Here is a 22,610-nt window from a genome sequence, read left to right on the forward strand (position 1 = left end):
TCGTTGACGTAGACGAAGGAAAGGAAATACAATAGAATGAGAGCGCATTCATACCTACTTCTCAGTGCTCATATGACAAGTAGAATGCCAAGGGGGCCTTACCTATGCGGAAAAAGCTCATTTTTAATGGACAAAGTATCGTCTTAACCTGGTTAATTTCCTATATTGTCATCCTTCTGCTTCCTGTCGTGATAGGTCTTTTACTATATGTAGAGTCCAACCGTACGTTAAAGGAAGAAATTCAACAAGCGAATGACTCCTTGCTCAAGCAAGTCCGTGAAGTCATGGACAACCAGTTCAAAGCGATGGAACAGCTCAATTTTGAGATCACATGGAATGTGAACGTACAAGAGTTGCTCTATTCGAATAAATATGAAACCTATCCGAAAGATCTCCCTTATGATACCTATCAGATTGCAAAGAGCTTCTCTATGTACAAAACCTCTTATCCCTTAATCGACTCTTTTTATGTGTACTTGAACAAGAATCAGTCTGTCATACTCCCAACGACCGTTCGTTCGAAAGATTTTGCTTACGAGACGCTGCATAAAAGCAATGATTTCCCCTTCACTTCCTGGCAATCGATTATGACTCGCAGCAATTTCAAAGGATTCATCCCGATGTACCGGATTGGCGACGATAATAGTCTTCGGAAAACAGTTGCGTATATTAGCACGTATCCCTTTGAACATGACCAACCGCTCGCAACGAATGTCATCATGATCGATCAATCCCGCATTCTTGGAGCTATTCAGAACATGGAAATCTTCAATAAAGGCCATGTCCTTATTCTGAATGAACAAAATCAAGTTCTAGCGTCCAGCTCGGAAGGCACGATGCCCGTGGATTTCCCCTATGCGAACCTGGATCAGGCAACGAATTTCTATTTTAAAAGTAACGATGGCGAGAAATATGAAGTGTTTAATATTCAATCGCCGCGTTCCAAGCTCAAATACGTCTCAATCATGCCTAGCACGACCTATTGGCAGAAGGCCTCACATATCCGTAATCTGACCTATCTAAGCATGTTGATTAGCTTGCTAGGTGGAGGTATATTGACCTTCTTCTTCCTTCGAAGAAATTACAACCCTGTTCGGCGTTTGGTACACGCTTTCTCGAAGAAGCAGTCCATAGAATCCAGCAAAACCTACAATGAATTTCATTTCATTCAGGAAGCCGTGGATAGTACGTTAATTGAGATGGCTGATTTCAAAAGCAAAGTCGAACAACACCGCCATATCGTGCGGTCTCATTTCGTAGAAAAGCTGTTGAAAGGTAAACTCGACGGTAAAATACCTATTGCCGAAGCCTTAACAACTTTTGATATGAAGCTAGATCGGAAAGAATTTGCGGTCATGCTCTTCGTCACTGATAAAAGTGAAGCGTTCTTCGAACGCATTACAAACACGCCTGACGAGGAGAAGTGGAAGCTGCTTCAATTTATCGTAAGTAATGTGGTTGAAGAACTAGTCTCACAGCGACACCGCGGCTATGTCGCAGAAATTGATGATACACTTGCGTGCTTAGTCAACCTGTCGATGGAGGATGGCCACAGCGCCAAAGAAGAGTTACTGCGAATAGCAGATGAAGCACAAACGTTCCTTGCTTCCACCTATGATATCCATCTAACTATTGCAATAAGTAACGTGAATGAGCACATTTCAAGTGTTCCGCAAGCTTTCTTGGAAGCCTTGGATGCGATGACTTACAAGCTTGTCATGGGTGGACACGAAATTCTCGCCTACAATGATCTCAAACCTCATACACACTGTGATAATCCTTCAGGTTATTATTATCCAATGGGCGTGGAGCAACAATTCCTCAATGCATTGAAGTTCGGAGAACTGTCAGATGCTCGCCAAATTCTTCGTGAGGTCATGGAGAAAAATTATGAAGGCTCAGGTATTTCCGTCTCTTTAACCAAATGTTTAATGATGGGCTTAGTGACTACGATAATGAAAAGTCTTAACGACACTGGCGGGATGCAGGAAAGCTTCTTCATTCGCAATCCGAAGCAGCTGGATCGCCTATTGAACGCAAAAACCGTCCAAGATATGGAGCTCCAGCTAGATGACATGCTTACACAAGTCTGTGCGTATACGGCTGCTAAGCGGCAGCATGCGAATTCAATAACGAAGCAGAAAGCGCTTCAACAGCTCGTGGAGCAAGTGAATACCTATATTGAACACAATTACACGGATGTAAACTTGAATGTAACGATGATTGGCAGTCATTTTGATCGTAAAGCCACGTATTTATCCAAACTCTTCAAGGATTATGTGGGAGAAGGTTTACTCGATCGGATCAATAAAGTGCGGATTGAGAAATCTAAGCAGCTGCTCAAAGGGAAAGAACAATCCGTTGGCGATGCTGCATATGGGGTCGGGTTTAATGATATTAACGCTTTTATTCGTGTATTTAAGAAGGTCGAAGGCATTACGCCAGGTAAATATAAGGAAATGCTTGAGAAGTGACGAAAGGAAATAACTAGGTGATAGTTTGAGATAGGAGCGGGAAACCGCTCTTATTTTCTTGAAATAAGCGCTTTTCACCCCCGAAATTGGCTTTTTTCGTGAAGGAATTGGATATTTTGTAGATTCTTTCGGTATTTATCAAGACGATATTGGATATATTCGAGATTTCAATCATGTAAGCGTTATCATATAGTTGAGGTATAGCACAGGCAACAACATTCCAAGACTTCCGAAGCCTGTTTTTCTGGTCAATTTCTCAGTACAGCTTAGCTTAGATTAGCTCATCTGCCAGCCAATTTGGCGAAACACCAGTCACGCTTTCGTTGCCAGTACATGTGGCGAAAAACTTTGAGGAGGTCAACACATGAAAAGAAACAGTAAAAAAATGTTCACCATGTTGGTAACCACATCTTTAATGGGAAGTTTAGTTGTTGCCTGTTCATCCAACTCTTCCACGACAAGTTCGCCTAGTCCAGCAGCATCAGCAGATGCGACAAAAGCATCAACAGCACCTGCCGCCGGCGCAGCCGTTACGTATCCGCTCAAAACGGACAAAACTTTAACCTACTGGGGAGAAGTTACTGGAAACTTAACAGGTGTCAAAGGGACACATGCAGATACACCATTTTTTCAAAATTGGCAAAAAGTTACCGGCGTTACTATGAAGTTTACAGCACCGCCGACCAACCAAGCGGATCAAGCCATCAACGTCATGTTAGCAACTGGTGATTTACCGGATATGATTGAATATGATTTTCAAGGTAAATTCCCAGGCGGACCTGAAAAAGCGATCAAAGACGGATATATTCTCAAATTGAATGATACCATTGATAAATTTGCACCGAACCTGAAGAAATATCTCAAAGAACATCCAGAAATTGATAAGCAAGTTAAAACAGACAACGGCAGTTATTATGTATTCCCATTCATCCGCGGCGACGATTTGCTGCGCGTTTTCCAAGGACCTATCGTACGTAAGGACTGGTTGGATGAGTTAGGACTTCCTGTTCCTCAAACGATTGACGAGTGGTATACCACTCTCAAAGCCTTCAAAGAGAAAAAAGGTGCTACAGCTTCCTTCTCCGTCGTAAGTGTTCCAAGACCCTTCAACGAATTGGCTAACGGTGCATTCGCAAGTGCTTTCGGTGTCACACGTGATTTCTACATGGATGATAAAGGCGCGATCAAGTTCGGTCCTGCCGAGAAAGGTTACAAAGACTTCCTTGCAACTTTCCACAAATGGTATGCGGAAGGTTTGATTGATAAGAACTTTGCAACGGCAGACAGCAAATCCCTAGATGCGAACATCGCGTCAGGAGCTACTGGTGTAACTGTAGGGAATGCAGGTGGCGGTATTGGTAAATGGCAGCCGCTTATTTCAGCTAAAGATCCTAAAGGTGTGCTGATCGCAGCTCCATATCCAGTGCTCAAAAAAGGTGACATTGCGATGTACAGTCAAAAGGACCCTGCGAATGCACCAGGCGGATCTGTAGCGATTACAGCTACTTCCAAGAACATTGAAACTACCGCTAAGCTGCTTGATTATGGTTATTCGACCGAAGGCGCTCTATTCTTCAACTTCGGAACTCCTGGCGTTTCCTATAATATGGAAAATAACTATCCGAAATACACAGATTTGCTCATGAAAAATCCGGATAAATTAGCTCCAGCACAAGCAATGTCCATGTATATCCGCGGTAACTACAATGGTCCTTTCATTCAGGATAAACGCTATATCGAACAATATCTGGCCTTGCAAACACAACGAGACGCTTTAACCACGTGGTCCAAAACCGATGTAGATAAGCACAAATTGCCGCCAATTACAGCAACTCCAGAAGAAAGTACAGAGCTTGCTAAAATCATGACAGATCTGAACACCATCGTTGATGAAATGACTCTGAAAATCATCTTAGGAACAGAGCCGGTTGAAAGCTTTGACAAGTATATGGAGAAATTCAATTCCGTGAAATTGAACCGTGCAATCGAAATCAAGAAAGCATCTTTAGATCGTTATAACAAACGTTAGAATCTAACATGGGGATGGGGAGCACAAGCTCCTCCTCTCCATGGATTCATTTTCCTCGGCGAAAGGAGAGATATGATGCGTAAAACAGCGGAGGCTAGCTTTTCTGTACGCTTTAAACGCGATTTTCTATTGAATAAATACTTATATCTGATGATGGTTCCCGTCCTGGCTTACTACTTTATCTTCCACTATGCGCCGATGTATGGAGCCATCATTGCGTTCAAAGAGTATACCCCGATTAAAGGGATACTCGGTAGCCCCTGGATCGGATTCCAAAACTTCCATGACTTCTTTACCAGTTATTATTTCTGGCGCATTCTCAAAAATACAGTTCTGATTTCACTCTATACGTTATGTTTTGAATTTCCTGCCCCGATTATTTTAGCTATTCTCATTAATGAGCTGGCGAATAAAAGATTCCAACGTTTTGTGCAAACGGTTACTTACATGCCTTACTTTATCTCGCTAGTCGTCATTGCCGGGATGATTAAAGATTTTACGAATAACGGCGGTGTAGTGAATACGTTACTGACTTATTTTGGCGCGAATGATACAGCAATGCTGCAGAAGCCTGAGCTGTTTCGAACCATATATGTGTTATCTGAAATTTGGCAAAAAATTGGCTGGGAATCCATCATATATTTAGCAGCACTCATGGGCATCGATCAGGAGCAATATGAAGCCGCCAAAATGGATGGAGCTACGCGAATCAAATCCATTTGGCACATTACCCTGCCGGGTATTCTACCTACGATTTCAATTATGTTCATTCTTCGAATGGGGAACTTGCTCAACGTAGGCTTCGAGAAAATTATCTTACTTTACAACCCTAGTACTTACGATACGGCTGATGTTATCTCTTCCTTCGTTTATCGCAAAGGTTTGCTCGAATTTGGTTGGAGCTATAGTGCGGCGGTTGGTTTATTCAATTCCGTAATCAATTTAGCTTTACTCATTACAGCCAACAAAATTAGTAAACGAGTTAGTGAAAATAGCTTATGGTAGTGAAGGAGGGACTTAGATGAAAACCAGCTATTCAGACCGCGTGTTTTACACCGTGAACCATGTTCTATTAATTTTATTAGTGATTGTTACACTCTATCCGCTCATCTATGTTACTTTCGCTTCCATCAGCGACGGTGCGCAGCTTATCACCCATAAAGGCTTGCTCTATCGTCCACTGGGCTTCAGTCTGGAAGCTTACCACAATGTATTTAAAAATCCATCGATATTACAAGGCTACCGCAACACCTTATTTATTCTTGTCTTTGGTGTTACGACCAACCTCATAGTCACGGCTTTAGGGGCCTATGTGCTCTCTCGTAAAAATGTCATGTGGAACAAAGTGTTTATTTTCATCGTAATTCTCACGATGTTTTTCAGTGGTGGACTTGTTCCGATGTACCTTGTCGTGAAAGGCGTCGGACTAATCGACTCCTTATGGGCTACCATTTTACCATTCGCAGTCAACACGTTTAACTTAATTATTATGCGTACTGCTTTTATGGCCGTTCCCGAGAGTTTGGAAGAGTCAGCCAAAATGGACGGTGCTAACCATTTCGTTATCCTATTTAAAATCATTATCCCGCTTTCCATGCCCGTTATCGCGGTTATGATCTTGTATTATGCCGTTGAGAAATGGAATGGATGGTTCTGGGCTTCGATCTTCCTAAAAGATCGCGAGCTGTACCCGCTTCAACTCACCCTTCGGGAAATATTAATAGCCAATAACACAGATATGATGTCTTCTGGCGCCAATGCTGCCGATCAACACCAGATTGGGGAAACGATCAAGTATGCCACCATCATGGTTGCCTCTGTACCCATTCTGATCCTCTATCCGTTCGTTCAAAAGTATTTCGTGAAAGGCGTCATGATTGGCGCTGTCAAAGGGTAAACAAACGCCGTCGACTCCATTGGGAGCAGACGGCGTTACTATGTTGTTCCATTAATTACGATCATTAATCGCTTTGATGATGTCCACAGGTATCTTCGGCTTGCGATCGTAGGTAAGCAACCCATTGATTTCCTGCTCGACATCCGTCAATTGCGTATAACAGTAGCCCTGCACAACGCCTGAGTTCAGGAGTGGACGAATGACTGCGCGCAGCTTTTGCTCATAGTCTTCGTCGTTATCTGCACCTGAGTAGCCCCAGCCTTCCCATTCACTCTTCTTGTAGGCAATTCCACCAAATTCGGTGACAAGGATCGGCTGATTTTGATAAGGGAACCCTTCTACAAACAAACGTCGATTCGCCGGCATCGCATGCACGGCCTTTTCCTTGGAGCTGTAACGCTCGCTCAAGACCTCTTCCCTCCACTCATAATCATGAATGGCGAATAAGTCGGTCGTCACCAGCTCCCATCCATCATTTGAGATAACAGGTCGCATTGGATCCAGCGATTTGCTCAAATGATACATCGTCAAAGCATGCTGCTGCTGCAGTTTATCAATTTGGATGTTCGGGACACCCCAGCTTTCATTGAGCGGTACCCAAGCAATAATGGACGGGTGATTATAATCACGCTCCATCGAGGCAATCCATTCTTTGGTAAATTGACCTACATATTTATCCGAATACTCATAGGCATTCGCTGCTTCACTCCAGACTACAAGTCCAAGCACGTCGCACCAGTACAGGAATCTTGGATCCTCAAGCTTCTGATGCTTCCGAGCTCCATTGAAGCCCATCGCCTTCGTAAGCTCAACATCTTGTTTAATGGCATCGTCGCTCGGAGGCGTCAAATTCCCATCAGGAAAGTAACCTTGATCCAGTACCATTTTCAGAAAATAAGGACGATTATTCAGACACAACTTGCCATCCTCGATCGAAACTTTGCGCATACCGAAGTAACTTCCTACAACATCCTCAACCTCATTATCGACCAGCAACGTGAACGTAACATCATATAAGTTCGGTTTCTCTGGTGTCCACCATCCGCCAAGCCCATGATCATTAAAATCATTCAAACGTATCTTCCGTGCTCCTGTCCCGCTCCTAATCCCATATACATCTTCTGAAACTAGCTCGCCTTTAAAAGATATTGCAACCTTCAACTGGTATTTGGACGTCGACTGAGCGTCGATTCCTTCGATTTCATATTTGATTTCGATTTGTTTCGCATCGATATCCGGCGTCATCTTCACCTTATCTAAGTAGGCGTTCTCAGAAACAGCTTCCATCCAAACCGTTTGCCATATCCCTGTAGTTCTCGTATAAAAAATACTTGCGGAATCCGCTTTCCAGTACTGCTTTCCTCTAGGTAGTGTTACGTCTTTGCTAAAATCCACTGCCTTCACTACGAGCATATTCGTCCCCGCTTGAAGCGCTTCCGTAATATCCGCATGGAATGGCGTATGACCACCTTCGTGAGTTGCTACAAGAATGCCATTCACCCAAACCGATGCTAGGTAATCCACGGCACCAAAGTGCAGCAGAATTCGTTTACCGACAAAAGATTGTGGAATCTCGAGCTCGCGGCGGTACCATACGATATCGTGGAATTCATTACTACCAATACCGCTTAATTGACTTTGAAAAGCAAAAGGAACTTGAATCGTCTGCGAGAACGCTTTCTCACCTTTATGCCATTTTTCTTTCGTTCCTATGGAAGCATCGTCGAACTCGAACTGCCACTCTCCGTTCAAGTTGATCCAGCTATCTCGTACAAATTGCGGTCTAGGATATTCAGCTCTCGGTTGGTTGCTCATTGTAAAGGAAAACCTCCAATAGATAATTTATAAGTTAATTAAATAACGTAATAATTCCTAAATTCATTATGCAATCGCCCGAATATAAAGTCAATACATGTTATTCAATTAACTTATAGGTTACCCTTATGTCATCCAAACACCCACTCCAACAAGTTGTTCTTTCCTCTCTTTCCTACTCCCAGACAGGAATAACTGGAAAAACTACATTTATTTCAGCGTTTCCCCTTCGATATTCACAATTAACTGGAAAATGTACATTTAATTTCCTTCATTTCTCAAATTACAATAGAAAAGAGTAAAATTAGCTACACAAAATCCTTCTATTCCTTCAAAAGTGTGAATTTCGTTTGTATTTAACTGGATATTTTCCAGTTATTTAGTATGGTTAGCTGTGTAAACAGATGTGGAATCTACTCCGCCAAAAAATAAAATGACCCCCACATAGATATTCTCTACGTGAGGGTTCTTAGATCATAAATTAGTCGATGTAACCGGCCATGCCATTTTTCATCAAGTACTCCATCTCGGCTTCTAGAATCGTATCCACCGCAAGCTCGCTTAGCTTCACGTCGGAACGGCCTAGAATATGATCGATCAAATCATCGCTGTCGATATCTACAGCGCCTTTCGAGCCTTGTTCCGCTTTGGCGATGTAGGCTTTCTCATGTTTTAAAACTAACTCAATCTGTTTCGGATCCACCTTCGTCTTGCTGATGATGAATTGTAAAAGCTCCTGCTCATTCACGCCTGCAGTCATTCTTCTCTCACTCCTATTCGATGTATGCAATCTATTGTACCATAGATGGACAAAAAGAGACCCACAGCAACGGGCTGCGGGCCTAAAGGTTTATATTTTAAAAGGGGGTCGTCTTTTATTATAACCAACTAACATGTATGGCAGATGACTACTATATTTCTTTTATATTACAAATTTACATGAATTACGTAAGGGACGATGAACACTTCGTTATTTTGCTGAAACTGGCCCCAAATTTTGTAGATCCCTTTCGAAGGAAATACAATCTTGAACGCCGCGGTTGGCCCCGATGTCGCTGCTGAATCAGTCGGATGTACATGGACAAAATCGTTCCCATCCTCACTAATGGCAACAACATGCCCAACACTCCCAAGATAAGGTTGCAGATTCGTTACAGGTGTTTTGGCAGCTCCCTGCTTAAACGTAAACACCATGTCGAGCTCCATGCCTGCCATGAGATGATCGAAGGCTAGGGTGACTTCCTTGTCACCGACCTGCTTCGTTAAGCTTTTGTCCGGCTGCAGCTTCACAGCCTTCGGCGCCTTCCCGTTAATGGTCAACCAATAGGACTGCACACTTTCACCTAAACCCGTTGGCGTGAAATCAGCAATAAGCTGATAGTAACCTCCAGTTGGGAAGGACGTTTGGACATCGAATCGCCCAGTGTCAGCATAGGTGGGATGCAAGTGTTCGAAGTAGGACAAATCCTTGCTAACCACAATAAGGTGCATGAGCTTCTCGTGCATCACATCGAACTTCTCGATGGGGCGATTCCATTTATTTTGAACCAGAATTGTGATGTTCGATAATTCTTTCGGTAAATAGTTCGGTGAATCCACCGAAAAATGAGCAATTGCATCGCTCGTATGTTCATGTGTAACGGATGACGATGACATCGTCATACTCGACATGCCAGACATATCGGACATATCAATTGTTGTGGTGGCTGACGAACCGCAAGCGGATAGGAGTACAACGAAGCAAGATAAGGGCAATAGCTTTAATCTCATTGGCTTTTGACGGATGAAACCGGCCCTGCAAGAATGCTTAAACCAAGTGAAGACAGTGCACATAGGAAGATCGAGCCACCCCAGAGCTCTGGAGACCAGTTCAACGTTTCAAATAATTTCAAATGTGCGAAATAAAGCCCCCAGATCAAGACAGGCAGTACAAAGAAGACAGCTTTATACCGCCAATCTGCAGTGTCCCGCTCCTTGATTTCTCGAAATAATACATCACCGATCACACCGCTGATAAGCAAAATGATAATCGAGCTAGAGTCTCTAAATCCGTCCAGCACCGCGAGGAATATCGACTCAAATAGAAAGAAGAAGGTAACCGTACCGAAAGGGAGTTTCCATCTCCGTAGGACAAACATCAATGGAATCACAAGAATCATCGTCGTAATGAGGAAATCCACCACTGCTCTTCCAATAGCATCCTCACCTCTGGCCATCCATAGATTCTGCCGAAAGGACCATGCGTACATGAGGAAGAAGGCGAACACCGTAAAGGTTAGCCCTATTGAAGTTAACGCCGGTAACAATTGGCGAAACGTCGGTGCAGCCCCCTTTTCAGCAGCGCTGATCGCACGGTAGGGACTTGTCAGAATCATTAAGGCACCAGAGAGGAGCAAAAGATGCGTAGGGCTAAGCAGGGCTTCGATATTTTTTTCAATACCAAATACCGTATGCCAGTACATATCACCAAGCCCACCTACAAAGAAAAGAATGACGCCCGCAACACCAAGTTTATAGCCGACGGGAATCGCTGCGAACCATGAGGTCGATTGAGAGCTGATTTTGTTCGAACGAATCATTAGAAAGATCCACACCGCACAAGCCAAATAGCCAGAGTAAAGAATCGCGTGCCACGGTGTAAAAAAGGTTTCTACCGCACCGTGATTATGGGCGAAGCCATCAATAAATAAACCAATGATAAGCCACATGCCCATGATCATCGTGATCGAATGCTTGGACGTCGTCGTGGTTGCTTGCGACTTACTCACCGCTACTTGGACAGACACAACAATCAACTCCTTATGAAATGGGTAAATTTAATTCTTCAGGGTTACTCAGTCCATCATATAATGCCTGTTGACGCAATACCACATATAACTCTGCTTTCGTAGAATTATAATACGGTAATACGAACAGCACACCTACGCCAAGCGCAATGGTACCGAGGAGAAACCACCCTATAAAAGAGAGATCCAGCACAAACATCCGCCATTTATGGCCTCGCGTCATCTGATTGCTGAGTTGAACGGCTCTTTTCCGACCAATTGTCGGATTATCACCAAGGATATACGGAACCATACTGTATGCGTAGGACTTCACTATGCCTGGAATGATGAGTAATAAATACCATAAGAAATTAAGTAAAGCACTCCAAAACATGCTAACAACCGTGCCTATATATCTCCCTTTGCCAAATGCGTAGAGCAGATAGTGCATGTCGACATCCCCTTGAGAGGCTTGTTTAAAATATTGCTGCGCATTCACCTTGAACGGGTTCAACACGAAGATACTGAATGCAAGTGCTGCCAAGCCAGCTACAATCGCAACGATCACGATGAAAGCTAGAATCAGTGCACCTACACCATTCGAGATATCTCCCATGCCTAGATCTAAGTTACCTAAGTTAAAGGACGATGATGAGCCACTGTTTGAATTCCAATTGCAACTCGGAACCCCGCCACCAACGACGGCAAGCAGTAAGCTTACCAGAAAAGCTTTCCAATACGATGTTCGAAGTACTTGTTTCGCTCTACTCTTCAACTCTTTACGTGACCATTCCACGCAATCCCTCCTCAGGTAAATCCATATATACCATCTTATTTTATCTCGGAATGTCATAGAACAGTACCTTTTTCTTCCAATAGCAGCCCGTCCTTCTACATACAAAAAAATACGAAACCCTACTTAGGTCCGTGTCACAAACTTCACTCATAAAAACATCTCATCCAGATATCTTGCTCGTAATTCCCGAATCCTTTTCCAAAAAGTGTTAATCCTCCGCGCCCACGTTTCGTATCCTCCGCACTAATTCGAAATACCCAGTACTTCGGATCAATCCGCAGATCCGTGATGCTGATATCTGAAAGACGTTGACCATCCATATACGTGCCGCTTTCCGTGATGCGAAGAACCTTCAGCAGCCCGTACTGATTCACGTCCGAATGCCACCACTCTGGCGTTAGCTTCCCCCTCGTTTCCCCATAATCGCCTGGACTAGTCCATGTGCCAAGCAACGTATCATTTAGCGTAAAACAAATGTCTGAGGGCCAGTTTTCATTCACTTGAGGAGCTTCCGATCCTATTTCCAGCGAAATTTCGATCTCCTTCAGACTGTCATCTTTTAACAGGTAATTGGGCACTTTATACTCGACAAACCCCTTCGCAAACCAAAGAATGCCTGCATGTACCCTTTCTGGATCCATAAAATAGGTCGGATTATCATAGTGGCCAATCACCTTCTCTGAAGTTGCCAGTCCACACGTCGGCCATGCTTCATAATCCGTGTAATGACCAATAGGGACGGATACTTCCTTACACTTGTGCAAGGAGGTTCTTTCTGGCGAGAGCTTGATTTGCAAATAGGACGTGTTTACATAGCAATACTTGTAGGTACCACCGTTAACTCGCCTCATCTTACTCCCTACGAGTCCGGCTTGTTCGAGTTTGTTCACATGGCTGCTGACAATCGCATTACTGAGATAGAGCTCGGCAGCAAGTTCCTTAATATGCATTTCCTTGATAAATAGTTTATCTATGATTTTCAGGCGAACTTCACTCGCCAATGCTTCATACACCTGAAGCGACGCAGCATCCGTCTTTAGATACATCAAAACACACCCTTTAGAATACGCAATTTTATTAATCCTACAAAATAACTATTGAAGATTAACTCCATTATCGTACATAATAAAGATGAAATCAATAAATAAGAATTCACAAATAAGCTAATTCTTAATATAAGGAGCGATCGATCATGTCTTTACGTTCACAAATGCTCATCGACAAAAGTTTTGTTAAAGCTCAAATTGACCCTCGTCTATATGGATCCTTTATCGAACACTTGGGACGGGCTGTTTATGGTGGTATTTACGAACCAGATCACCCTACTGCAGATGCGAATGGCTTCCGACAAGATGCAATTGAAGCTATCCGCGCGCTGCAAGTTCCGATTATTCGCTATCCAGGTGGCAACTTTGTTTCTGGTTATAATTGGGAGGATGGCGTTGGCCCTAAGAAAGACCGTAAGCGATTGCTAGAACTAGCGTGGTGGACAACGGAGACCAATGAAGTCGGTACAAATGAGTTCGCGGATTGGGCGAAATTAGTTGGTTCAGAGGTTATGATGGCGGTTAATCTCGGCACACGCGGCATTGACGATGCCAGAAATCTGATCGAGTACTGTAATCACCCTTCTGGCTCTTACTATAGTGATCTACGTATTTCACATGGCTATAAGGAACCTCATCGCTTCAAAACCTGGTGCCTTGGCAACGAAATGGATGGGCCTTGGCAGATCGGCACCAAGACAGCTGTTGAGTATGGTCGCCTCGCGAATGAAACGGCAAAAGTGATGCGTTGGGTAGATCCTACCATCGAGTTAGTGGCTTGTGGCAGCTCATCAAGCGGTATGAGTACTTTTGCAGATTGGGAAGCTACCGTGCTGGATTTGAGTTATGACAATGTTGACTATCTGTCACTGCATGCCTATTACAATAATAATAACAATGATACATCCAATTTCCTTGCCTCATCACTGAATTTAGATCAGTTCATTAGCAGTGTGGCAGCCATTTGTGATTATGTGAAAGCCAAGAAGCGCAGTAAGAAAAAGCTTATGCTGTCCTTAGATGAATGGAATGTCTGGCATACCATTGGCTCAAGTCGCGCGGAAGAGCGTTGGCAGATTGCTCCGCCAGAATTTGAAGATGTGTATACCCATGAGGATGCACTAGCCGTTGGCTGTTTCATTATTACTTTACTCAAGCATGCTGATCGTGTCAAAATGGCTTGCATGGCGCAATTGATTAACGTTATCGCACCGATTACGACAGAAACTGGTGGTCCTCTGTGGCTGCAAACGACTTACTATCCATTCCTTCATGCTTCCATTTATGGCCGAGGAACTGTTCTTCATACCGTCAATTCTTCACCTAAATATGATTCCAAAGATTATACAGATGTCCCTTATCTGGAATCGATTTGCGTGTACGACGAGGAGCAAGGTCATATTACGGTCTTTGCGGTCAATCGCCATCTCTCAGAAGCTATGGAACTCGATCTCGACATCCGCAGCTTCGGCGAAGTTAGCTTGATCGAGCACATCGTGCTGGAACACGAAGATCTGAAAGCGGTAAATACAAAAGCTAACCCACAACATGTTAAGCCACATCATGGCGGTCTATCCGTTTTAGATAATGGACACGTCAAAAGCAACCTTGCCAAAGCATCTTGGAATGTTATTCGCCTTCAAACCAAACAAAGATAAGCTATTGCTAGACACCATAAACGAGGGATTCCCATTTACCATGTATGTGGTGGGGGATCCCTCGTTTTCATCTTATGTGCGCCATTGACCGCCTCTCAGGTTAGGGCATACAATTAAGAGGAATCCCCTTTGAGAGGAACTTCTATCATGCGAAATAAAGTTGTCTGGGTGCTTACAGCCATTCTCGGCTTGGCGAGTTGTATCGCGCTTCCCTTACTTATAATGAAGGCTGATGGCAATTCGCACGAGCAAAGTTCGCTTGATGCAATTGCCAAGCTGGATAATCCGCCTGCCGCTGTCTCTTCTTCACGACCTAAGCAGCCAGATATCTTAACCTATTGGGTTAACCAAGAGAAGAAATCCGAGCAAGCAGGACTTACAGAGACCGCAGCAGCCTATCGCAACAGGATCGATCTATACGCGGCTGGACTTCCAACGCTACCTTTATTTACGCCTAATAAGTTTATTAACCAGACACCCTCAACCAATATGGAACTCTATCTCCGCGTTCCTATATCAGTTCAACCCCTTAAACCAACTGAATCTGCGATCCCCGCAACTTCCGCGCTAGCCAAACATGAACCTGCATCGGGGGTTTATATCGGCATGCTCGGGGCAGATCGCAGAGTCGGCTACGATGTTACAAAGATTGAAGACGTCTACGGCCGCAAGCACGCGCTGTATTTGTCTTATGTTGGGTGGCGCAAGGTGCAAACCGATACCAACACTTATTTCCCTGCGCGTACTGCCGAAAGAGTGAAGGAACTTGACGGCGCACTCCAGATTGGATGGGAGCCGCGTTTCGGCCTAAACGATGTGCATGATGATGAATATGTTCGTCGTTTCGCACGCGAAGCCAAAGCCTCCGGCATCCCCATTTTCCTGCGTTATGCTTCAGAGATGAACGGAGCTTGGGTGCCATGGCATGGAGAGCCCCAACTATATATTGAGAAGTTCCGTCTTATTCACGACATTATGGCCGAAGAAGCGCCTAATGTCGCCATGGTGTGGTCGCCTAACTTCTGGCCGCCTGATACGATCGATAGCTATTATCCAGGTGACACCTACGTGGATTGGGTTGGCTTCTCGTTATATAGCACCCCTTATTCAGCAGAAAAAGAGCAGCTAAAGGGTACCATGATCGATACCTTCGCTCCTCTCTATAAACGATATAGCCATAAACCTATAATGATTTCTGAAGGTGCTGTTGCTCATACGTATTTGCCGACTAACCAAGCTTATTGGAGTTGGGCAGAAAGCCAGTTGGGTTACATGTATGGTCTACTTCCGCGATTATTTCCTCAAGTTAAAGCCATCACCTACTTTAACTTCAGCAAAGCTCAGGCGATTCGAACGAACGGGAATTATGTCTACGACATCGGGGAAAATCCATTTATGGACGGCTATTATCAACGGCTGATCGCATCCGATTGGTTTCTAAGTAAGGTAGAGCCAGGGGTAGATCCCATTCAATACCGCTATACACCAGTCTTAGACCGTTCTCTTCCTACCGGTCAACAGACCGTCCTTGTCTATCCCAAGCTTACGAATGAAGAGGGTAAACCACCTTTTGCAATCGCTATTTACCAAGGTACTCAATTCCTTGGCGTCAGTTATGAAGCTCCATGGGAAATTGACATTCAAGTTCAATCAGAATCGGCATCAGAACCTTGGTATGTGGTAGCTTACAATGACCAAATGGAAGTGACTGCTGTCCAAACAATCGTTGGGCCTGTCACGGGTGCAAATTCCGTTACACCTTAGTTGCCAAAGTGATAGGATGGAATAATGCGAATATCTTTATCCAAATTAGCAAGCATCATGAAATTACGATTGAATGTAAAAATGCGTTTCACCTGGTAGTACGACATGGTCACAGCCGTAAGGGCTTCGCTAAGCGAGAAGCGGAGCTCTGGCCTGTCCATTAACAATCTGCGCGATTCCCCCTCAAATTCAGGGCCGCTTGAGATAACCGCCAATTTGCCTTTACTTACTGCTTTTTCAATCGCCTTCAGAAAATATTCTGCCTGCTCATAGCTGTATTCATTACGAAGCCATTCGTGGAGATCGAATACGATGGAGTTCGTCGTCATGTAATTACGTTCAAGATCATGCAAATCTAGAAACATGGAACGTGCTTTGGTATATCTTGGGTCTTCAGGATTCATTAAAGCGGCTAGAGCTGTTTCATCTAGAAAAATGGCATCCTGAATTTGCAATTGATTATCCATAGATCAGACCTCCTTAATCCTCTTGTTTGCAAATGCCATCTAAATACAGCAGCGGATTTGCTTCCTTTTGATCCACAGAGATGGGAGTTAATTCGTATGAGGCGCTTGCCAGATATTGAGCAATAAGTCCATTGACGATTGCTTGTACGGTCGTATGCTGCAGATCGGCGATTTCTTTCAGCTCATCAACATGTCGTGGGTCGAGATCTATCATGTCTTCATCTTGTTCCACACTTCTTGAAGAAATGAACTCGGATGCGGTAGACTTCGCTTTTTCGAATTGATTATGAATGAAGCGTTTGTAATTGTTCGCCATCGTGATTCACTCCTTATGCAATAACTTGTATACAATTCGTCGAATTTCGTCGATTTCAGGGGGTGATTAAGTAGTCAATAATGAGCCACACTTCTCCCTGATAGTTGAAAAAGGCAACTAAACCACAAGGTCCGCTGCCTTCACACATGCTTCTATTTAGTTAAGACGAATGCCAAAATATGTAAATAAAGCCTCTTTATACGCTTCATCGGTCTGTGGGGTATAGGTTTTTACGTCAGTAGCACTGAAAATACGGAACTCCTTGTCAGCAAGCGTATGTCTTCCCTCTGACGTGCGTATCGCAACGATCGGATACTTGTTGAAAATCGAATCTGGGGCTTTTTCACACCAGAAACTGGCGAATAGGTAGTCTTTCGGCAGCTGAGGCTCCTCTGTGAAAGAGTAGATACGTTGCCATGCCTTATTCTTCTGTTCACAAAGCACCCAACCATCATAGGGATCTTTCTCTAGGCGGTAAGTCTCCTCACCTTGCTCCTGAGCAAAACCTTCGATGAAAGAAAGGGGTCTGCGGGGGACGATCCCGCCTACACCAACATCGCACAGGTAGTTAACACCTTCGGCTTCTACCTTCAAGACGTGATGGCGCCTTTTGGGCGGCAAATTCGGCTCATCTCGCCAGAATCTGGCGACCAAATCCGTCACCGTATAGCCAAGTTCACGAAGGAGCCAACCGAATAGTGCATTCGTTTCAAAACAATACCCCCCACGCTGGCGTATAACAATCTTCTGAAACAGTTCCTGCGGATCAAGAGATAACGCTCTCCCTTCGAGAATATCCAAATTCTCATAGGGAACCGTGTGCAAATGTCGTTCCTGCAGGTCAGCTAATGTCTTTGCACTGCCATCGAGCGAACCACTAAAACCGATGCGATCCAGATACTTCTCAATTTGACTGTTTGTATTCATCAGGGAAGACACCTTCCTTATAGGTGAGTTAATCGTTACTATGTAAAGGATTACTATTACCCTTGCATGTGAATTCGGCTGGAAATCTCTTGCGCGTCCAATTCACGCATCGCGAGCTTAGCTCCGATGGATCGGAAGCTGCCGATCACGTCCTCATAGCCGCGCTCAATGTGCTCGACGCCTGTTATACACGTGCTGCCCTCAGCCGTGAAACCGGCCATCAGCAGACAAATGCCTGCACGAACATCTGTCGCATGCACCCAACCACCTCGCAAGGGGAGTCCGCCGCGAATAAACGCAGATTCTTGGCGAAGCTCTATTTCCGCACCTAGTCGTCTTAACTGTGGAACATGAGCGAACCTTTTCGGATAGACACGGTCAGTTACGATACTCTTGCCCTCGGCCTGCAAAAGGAGTGCAGTCATAGGTTGCTGTAAATCGGTGGCAAAGCTTGGATACATGCCTGCGCGAATTCGCGTTGCTTTGAGAGCACCAGTCCCATAAGCAGTAATACTGTTTTCTCCGCATTCCACATGCATACCGATTTCCTCTAGCTTAGCTAGACAGGAGCCAAGATGCTCTGGAATGACATCCTTAACGGTAACTTGTCCCCCATTGAGCCCAGCCGCCATCAGGAAAGCTCCAGCAATCAGCCTGTCTGGGATTACTGTGTGGAATCCCCCATTCAAGTATGGAACACCTTCAATCCGAATGCGATCCGTGCCGGCTCCATAAATTCGTGCCCCTAGTTGATTCAGGAATCTTGCGGTATCGCACACCTCTGGATCCACGGCCGCGTTGTGCAACTGAGTCCGCCCTTTTGCCAACACAGCCATCATCATCGCATTCATCGTCGCCCCCGAGGTAATGGTATCGAAATAAATGTCTGTGCCCTTCAACTCTGCCGCTTCGACCTCATAATAATCCTTGTAGAGCCGCACCTGAGCTCCAAGCGCCTGGAACACCTTGATATGCTGATCCATCGGTCTTGAAACAAAATCGTCACCGCCAGGCAATCCGATTGTGACTTTGCCGAATTTGGACAGTAAAGCACCTACAAAATAATAAGAAGCTCGGTAGCTCGATGCTTTGCCCGGATCAATGACGGAGCTGTGAATCCAGCGTGGATCAATGATGACTTGTCCGGCATTCTGTGTGAGTTTAAGGCCGATTTCTCGGCCAATTTCCGTAATAAGACGGACATCATCGATGTGTGGAATACCCTCTAACGTTACGATATTATCCGCCAGACATGCAGCTGCGAGTATGGCAAGAGAGCTATTTTTTGCTCCTGGTATGTGTACGGTTCCGTTCAGTGGTCCTGAGTACTCCGCTTGTATATACTTCATGAAGGTATCCCAACTTTCGTTATGACGATTTCAATTCGGATTCGAGCATATAACCGCCGCCGCGCACGGCACTAATGAGAAAGGTATCTTTTCCGTATTTTTTGCGCACCCGATAGACCAGAGCGTTCAGTTCATCGAGCGTCACATCCGAGAAACCTTCTGCTCCCGGTGACCTCTCTGGCCATACCTTGGATTTAATTTCCTCAAAAAGAACGAGTCGGTTTGTATGCTCATACAGCACACGGATCAATAGATATTCTTTCTCCGACATAGGGATTCGCCTGCCCTCCACCACGCACTCCCTTTTCTCCCAACTTATTTCTAAAGGGAGTTTGGGGATTTCTAGCTGTCTTGTGATGCTGAGCGGTTCGATTTCAAGGGTTTGATCGGCAAACATATATGAGAAATGGATGACGGTCATCCCTTTGGCAAGCCTAATAATATCAAAATTGTTAAGTGGATAAGGTGTGTGCGGCGTTAGTCGTTCGCCATTAATTTCAGTACCATGAAGACTTCCCAAATCATAGAGCACCGCCTTGCTTTGCTCCTTGCGAATGATGATATGCTTTCGGGAAATAAAAGCGTTCGTGAAAGCCAAATCCGGCGTTATTTCATTGGATACCCGGCCAACCATTGTTTCATCCTCACTCAAATTCACGCAAGTGCCCGCTCGATAGGGCTCACCGCGCACGACATATAAGCATGCAAAGTTTTCCAGTTGTGTCCCCTCCGTTTGCTCATGCGGCTTACCTCACATCTTGGGAAATAACCCCATCACTTATCGTACCTCAAACTGTAGGTGAATAAAACCCCTACTCACTGACGGATCGCTCATTTTTTAGTAACATTTCCGTTAACCCTCTACCTCATATAAATTCGGATCCAGTGACTGGATAAATGGTGTCCATTCCCCTGTTGTATAGAGCAGGAGCCGGTGCATCGCGCGCGTGCATCCGGTATAAAATAGCTTACGTTCGCTCTCTCGATTATACACTTGTGATGAGGCATCATAAATCAATACCGCGTCGAACTCGACCCCTTTGGCTAGATAGGCAGGAATGACCATCGTCCCTTTCTCAAAAGTCAACGTATCCTTCGTAATGAGTCTCAGCGTCTCAGAGCCCTGAGACATCAACACTTCATAAGCCTCTCGGCTCTCCTCTGCAGTCTTCGTAATAATGGCAATTGATTCAAACCCCTCTGCCCTCAGTTCAGCGAGATGCTCTATCATTCGTTCAGCTCTCTCTGCACTGCCACTAACCTTAATGAGGTCGGGCTTCTGGTCACTCCGCTCAAAAGGTACGATTTCTTCGCTAGGCAACAACGCCTTCGTAAACTCCACAATCTCACGGGTGGAGCGGTAGCTTCGAACAAGTCGAATCAGATTCGTTTCATCTTGGCCATATAGCTTAATCAGTGGCGAATTCACCTCGGACAGATTGGTTGCTTGCGGGAAGATCGCTTGACTGAAATCTCCGAGCACGGTCATGCTGGCGCGGGGAAATAGCTGCTTAAGGAAATAGAATTGGAAGGGTGAATAATCCTGTCCTTCATCGACAAAGAGATGCCGCACATTCGTGTTCCTCCGAGTTCCCTCTACGCATTCTTTCAAGCACAAGAACGGCGCCGCGTCCTCATAAAACAGTTCGAGCCTACTCAGCTTTTCCTTCGTTTGCTTACAAATTTCCGTCCACTGTTCGGGCACCACAGTCTCGTTCGTCATGTTCCGATAAGCTGCCTCATCGCTGAACAACTGATCGTACAAACCGATGATATCTATAAACTTAAATCGTTTTACGTCATTTCTCAATTGCTTATAATGTCCACTCACAATCATCTTCCGAAGCAGATCTTCTATTTCCTGCATGGCAAAATCAACATTATGCTCGTCGTCTTGCTCCTTGCCAAGAAACTGTCCATAATCATCCAGAAGCTGCTCATTCATATGAAGGACTACCTCTGCTTCCTGCTGATACTTCTTGAGCAACTCTCTGTAAGCTTCGGCATATTGCTCGTTGTCGAGGTAATCAAGTTCATCTTGAACCCAATGCGCTTTTTGTTCTTTACGCTCGAGCGTTGTCAGCCTTTTCAGGATCCATTCCTGTAAAAGAGCGACTCGATTAGCCAGACGGATTGTATGGTCATAGCTATAAAATTGCAACTGGATTTCCTCCGCGGTAATTAATTCACGATCCTGGAAATGGATGCCGCGGAATAGCATGCCTTCTTTCCCCAGCCATACCGCGTATTGCTGCAGGGCATGGAGAAAAACCTCAGATGCTTTATAGTGAATCCCAATTCGTCGTGCTTCACACTCGGGAGAAGATGATGATGTCAGTATATATTCAATCTGATCGAATGGGCTCTCCAGCTGTAACGTGGATCCAAGCCAATACACGAGATATTCTTGAATAGTCGTCTGCTGCATATTCTCCTCACCGAGCTCGGGAAGAACCGTTGATACATAACTGTTGAACATTGGATTCGGGGAAAAAAGTACAATTTGGTCCGCTTTAAGTTTATCGCGGTGCTTATATAATAAGTAGGCTGCACGTTGCAAAGCGGCTGACGTCTTGCCACTCCCTGCCGCTCCTTGCACAATGAGCATTCGAGTCTTATCGTTGCGAATGATGGCATTTTGCTCCTTTTGAATGGTCGCTACAATGCTCTTCATTTGTGAATTTGCACCTTGGGCAAGCACTTCCTGGAGCAATTCATCGCCAATGGTAACACTTGTGTCGAACACACGCTTTAATTGACCATCGCCGATGTGATATTGCCGTTTCATTGTCATTTCTCCCTCAACGCGTCCCCCTGGCGTTTCATAGGCCGAAGCTCCTGGGGAATAGTCGTAGTACATACTTGCAATCGGTGTTCGCCAGTCATACACTAGGAAGCTTAAACCGTCCACATCAACGAAAGACGAAACGCCAATATAAATGTGCTCGCTGAAGCTAATACCATCTTCTTGAAAATCAATCCGCCCAAAATAAGGCGACGGCAGCAACCGCTTCATACTCTTCAACCGTTGCATCCGCTGCTGGTGACTGCGCTCCCGTTCCGATAACAACGCTTCTTGCTGTCTAATACTATAGAATGCCTCTTCGAAATCTTCATGCGTGCTCGTGTTGATCGACACTTCTTCCCAAAACCGCTTGCGGAAGTCCGTTACCTGATCCCGCAACCCGACTACCTCTGGTTCAATTTCGACAATTGCAGATCGTAATTTTTCCGTAACCATATCTAAACGCTCTTGTTCTTGCTGCCATTCGTTCACCTTGATCATCTTCACGAACACGCTCCTTTT

The 22,610-nt window shown here is 44.8% G+C and carries 18 protein-coding genes; 6 read left to right on the top strand and 12 right to left on the bottom strand.

Annotation, left to right across the window (positions count from 1 at the left end):
* Nucleotides 1–104: 104 nt before the first annotated feature.
* The 4 genes from ASL11_RS17085 to ASL11_RS17100 all read left to right on the top strand — a co-directional run bounded on the left by ASL11_RS17085 (nt 105) and on the right by ASL11_RS17100 (nt 6,400).
* Entirely contained in the window at nt 105–2,474 is a 2,370-nt protein-coding gene (locus ASL11_RS17085) for a helix-turn-helix domain-containing protein (protein WP_056616797.1), read from the top strand.
* Between the two features lie 364 nt (nt 2,475–2,838).
* Complete coding sequence (locus tag ASL11_RS17090) at nt 2,839–4,503, top strand: extracellular solute-binding protein (protein WP_056616799.1); 1,665 nt, start codon at nt 2,839–2,841, stop codon at nt 4,501–4,503.
* Between the two features lie 72 nt (nt 4,504–4,575).
* Nucleotides 4,576–5,508 carry an ABC transporter permease gene (locus ASL11_RS17095; protein WP_235550483.1) on the top strand — a complete coding sequence of 311 codons (933 nt, stop codon included), beginning with the start codon at nt 4,576–4,578 and terminating at the stop codon, nt 5,506–5,508.
* Nucleotides 5,509–5,524: 16 nt separating this feature from the next.
* Nucleotides 5,525–6,400: a carbohydrate ABC transporter permease gene (locus ASL11_RS17100; protein ID WP_056616807.1), complete on the top strand. Its 876-nt coding sequence runs from the start codon at nt 5,525–5,527 to the stop codon at nt 6,398–6,400.
* A 51-nt stretch (nt 6,401–6,451) separates the two neighbouring features.
* Here the strand turns inward: ASL11_RS17100 and ASL11_RS17105 are convergent, their stop codons facing one another.
* From ASL11_RS17105 to ASL11_RS17130, 6 genes are all read right to left on the bottom strand, one after another.
* A complete protein-coding gene (locus tag ASL11_RS17105; protein WP_056616810.1) occupies nt 6,452–8,215 on the bottom strand; it encodes a glycoside hydrolase family 2 protein in 1,764 nt (587 codons plus the stop codon).
* A gap of 481 nt (nt 8,216–8,696) precedes the next feature.
* Nucleotides 8,697–8,975: a hypothetical protein gene (locus tag ASL11_RS17110; protein WP_056616817.1), complete on the bottom strand. Its 279-nt coding sequence runs from the start codon at nt 8,973–8,975 to the stop codon at nt 8,697–8,699.
* Nucleotides 8,976–9,142: 167 nt separating this feature from the next.
* On the bottom strand, nt 9,143–9,970 hold the full coding sequence (locus ASL11_RS17115; RefSeq protein ID WP_056616820.1) for a hypothetical protein: 828 nt from the start codon (nt 9,968–9,970) through the stop codon (nt 9,143–9,145).
* 11 nt (nt 9,971–9,981) lie between these two features.
* A complete protein-coding gene (locus ASL11_RS17120; RefSeq protein WP_056616823.1) occupies nt 9,982–11,001 on the bottom strand; it encodes a hypothetical protein in 1,020 nt (339 codons plus the stop codon).
* A 13-nt stretch (nt 11,002–11,014) separates the two neighbouring features.
* Nucleotides 11,015–11,776 (bottom strand): DUF975 family protein, encoded by a 762-nt coding sequence (locus tag ASL11_RS17125; protein ID WP_056616826.1) that lies wholly within the window; start codon nt 11,774–11,776, stop codon nt 11,015–11,017.
* Between the two features lie 143 nt (nt 11,777–11,919).
* On the bottom strand, nt 11,920–12,822 hold the full coding sequence (locus ASL11_RS17130; RefSeq protein WP_056616829.1) for an ArsR/SmtB family transcription factor: 903 nt from the start codon (nt 12,820–12,822) through the stop codon (nt 11,920–11,922).
* Nucleotides 12,823–12,968: 146 nt separating this feature from the next.
* On the opposite strand from ASL11_RS17130, the gene arfA reads away from it, so the two are divergent.
* Both arfA and ASL11_RS17140 read left to right on the top strand, forming a co-directional pair.
* Nucleotides 12,969–14,480, top strand: a complete 1,512-nt coding sequence (gene arfA, locus ASL11_RS17135; protein WP_082595517.1) for an arabinosylfuranosidase ArfA — start codon at nt 12,969–12,971, stop codon at nt 14,478–14,480.
* A 147-nt stretch (nt 14,481–14,627) separates the two neighbouring features.
* The gene (locus ASL11_RS17140; protein ID WP_056616834.1) at nt 14,628–16,244 is read left to right on the top strand and encodes a glycoside hydrolase family 26 protein; all 1,617 of its coding nucleotides are present in this window, start codon (nt 14,628–14,630) and stop codon (nt 16,242–16,244) included.
* Here the strand turns inward: ASL11_RS17140 and ASL11_RS17145 are convergent.
* From ASL11_RS17145 to helD, 6 genes are all read right to left on the bottom strand, one after another.
* Nucleotides 16,241–16,711: a hypothetical protein gene (locus tag ASL11_RS17145; protein WP_056616837.1), complete on the bottom strand. Its 471-nt coding sequence runs from the start codon at nt 16,709–16,711 to the stop codon at nt 16,241–16,243. The genes ASL11_RS17140 and ASL11_RS17145 overlap by 4 nt on opposite strands.
* Nucleotides 16,712–16,724: 13 nt before the next feature.
* On the bottom strand, nt 16,725–17,027 hold the full coding sequence (locus ASL11_RS17150) for a hypothetical protein (protein WP_056616840.1): 303 nt from the start codon (nt 17,025–17,027) through the stop codon (nt 16,725–16,727).
* A gap of 156 nt (nt 17,028–17,183) precedes the next feature.
* Nucleotides 17,184–17,954, bottom strand: coding sequence for an arylamine N-acetyltransferase family protein (locus ASL11_RS17155; protein ID WP_056616843.1), 771 nt, complete (start codon nt 17,952–17,954; stop codon nt 17,184–17,186).
* Between the two features lie 56 nt (nt 17,955–18,010).
* Complete coding sequence (murA, locus tag ASL11_RS17160; protein ID WP_056616845.1) at nt 18,011–19,303, bottom strand: UDP-N-acetylglucosamine 1-carboxyvinyltransferase; 1,293 nt, start codon at nt 19,301–19,303, stop codon at nt 18,011–18,013.
* A 19-nt stretch (nt 19,304–19,322) separates the two neighbouring features.
* Nucleotides 19,323–19,961 carry an FHA domain-containing protein gene (locus ASL11_RS17165; protein WP_235550484.1) on the bottom strand — a complete coding sequence of 213 codons (639 nt, stop codon included), beginning with the start codon at nt 19,959–19,961 and terminating at the stop codon, nt 19,323–19,325.
* Nucleotides 19,962–20,156: 195 nt separating this feature from the next.
* The gene (gene helD / locus ASL11_RS17170; protein ID WP_056616854.1) at nt 20,157–22,589 is read right to left on the bottom strand and encodes an RNA polymerase recycling motor HelD; all 2,433 of its coding nucleotides are present in this window, start codon (nt 22,587–22,589) and stop codon (nt 20,157–20,159) included.
* Nucleotides 22,590–22,610 lie beyond the last annotated feature (21 nt).

The sequence above is a fragment of the Paenibacillus sp. Soil750 genome, assembly GCF_001428045.1.
In the GTDB taxonomy this organism is placed as follows: domain Bacteria; phylum Bacillota; class Bacilli; order Paenibacillales; family NBRC-103111; genus Paenibacillus_E; species Paenibacillus_E allorhizoplanae.

What these genes read in the sequence shown, in the direction of transcription:
- ASL11_RS17100 (WP_056616807.1), top strand. Translation starts at nt 5,525, where the DNA reads ATGAAAACCAGCTATTCAGACCGCGTGTTTTACACCGTGAACCATGTT.
- ASL11_RS17095 (WP_235550483.1), top strand. Translation starts at nt 4,576, where the DNA reads ATGATGCGTAAAACAGCGGAGGCTAGCTTTTCTGTACGCTTTAAACGC.
- ASL11_RS17085 (WP_056616797.1), top strand. Translation starts at nt 105, where the DNA reads ATGCGGAAAAAGCTCATTTTTAATGGACAAAGTATCGTCTTAACCTGG.
- murA (WP_056616845.1), bottom strand. Translation starts at nt 19,303, where the DNA reads ATGAAGTATATACAAGCGGAGTACTCAGGACCACTGAACGGAACCGTA.
- ASL11_RS17090 (WP_056616799.1), top strand. Translation starts at nt 2,839, where the DNA reads ATGAAAAGAAACAGTAAAAAAATGTTCACCATGTTGGTAACCACATCT.
- ASL11_RS17140 (WP_056616834.1), top strand. Translation starts at nt 14,628, where the DNA reads ATGCGAAATAAAGTTGTCTGGGTGCTTACAGCCATTCTCGGCTTGGCG.
- helD (WP_056616854.1), bottom strand. Translation starts at nt 22,589, where the DNA reads ATGATCAAGGTGAACGAATGGCAGCAAGAACAAGAGCGTTTAGATATG.
- ASL11_RS17105 (WP_056616810.1), bottom strand. Translation starts at nt 8,215, where the DNA reads ATGAGCAACCAACCGAGAGCTGAATATCCTAGACCGCAATTTGTACGA.
- ASL11_RS17145 (WP_056616837.1), bottom strand. Translation starts at nt 16,711, where the DNA reads ATGGATAATCAATTGCAAATTCAGGATGCCATTTTTCTAGATGAAACA.
- ASL11_RS17155 (WP_056616843.1), bottom strand. Translation starts at nt 17,954, where the DNA reads ATGAATACAAACAGTCAAATTGAGAAGTATCTGGATCGCATCGGTTTT.
- ASL11_RS17150 (WP_056616840.1), bottom strand. Translation starts at nt 17,027, where the DNA reads ATGGCGAACAATTACAAACGCTTCATTCATAATCAATTCGAAAAAGCG.
- ASL11_RS17110 (WP_056616817.1), bottom strand. Translation starts at nt 8,975, where the DNA reads ATGACTGCAGGCGTGAATGAGCAGGAGCTTTTACAATTCATCATCAGC.
- arfA (WP_082595517.1), top strand. Translation starts at nt 12,969, where the DNA reads ATGTCTTTACGTTCACAAATGCTCATCGACAAAAGTTTTGTTAAAGCT.
- ASL11_RS17130 (WP_056616829.1), bottom strand. Translation starts at nt 12,822, where the DNA reads ATGTATCTAAAGACGGATGCTGCGTCGCTTCAGGTGTATGAAGCATTG.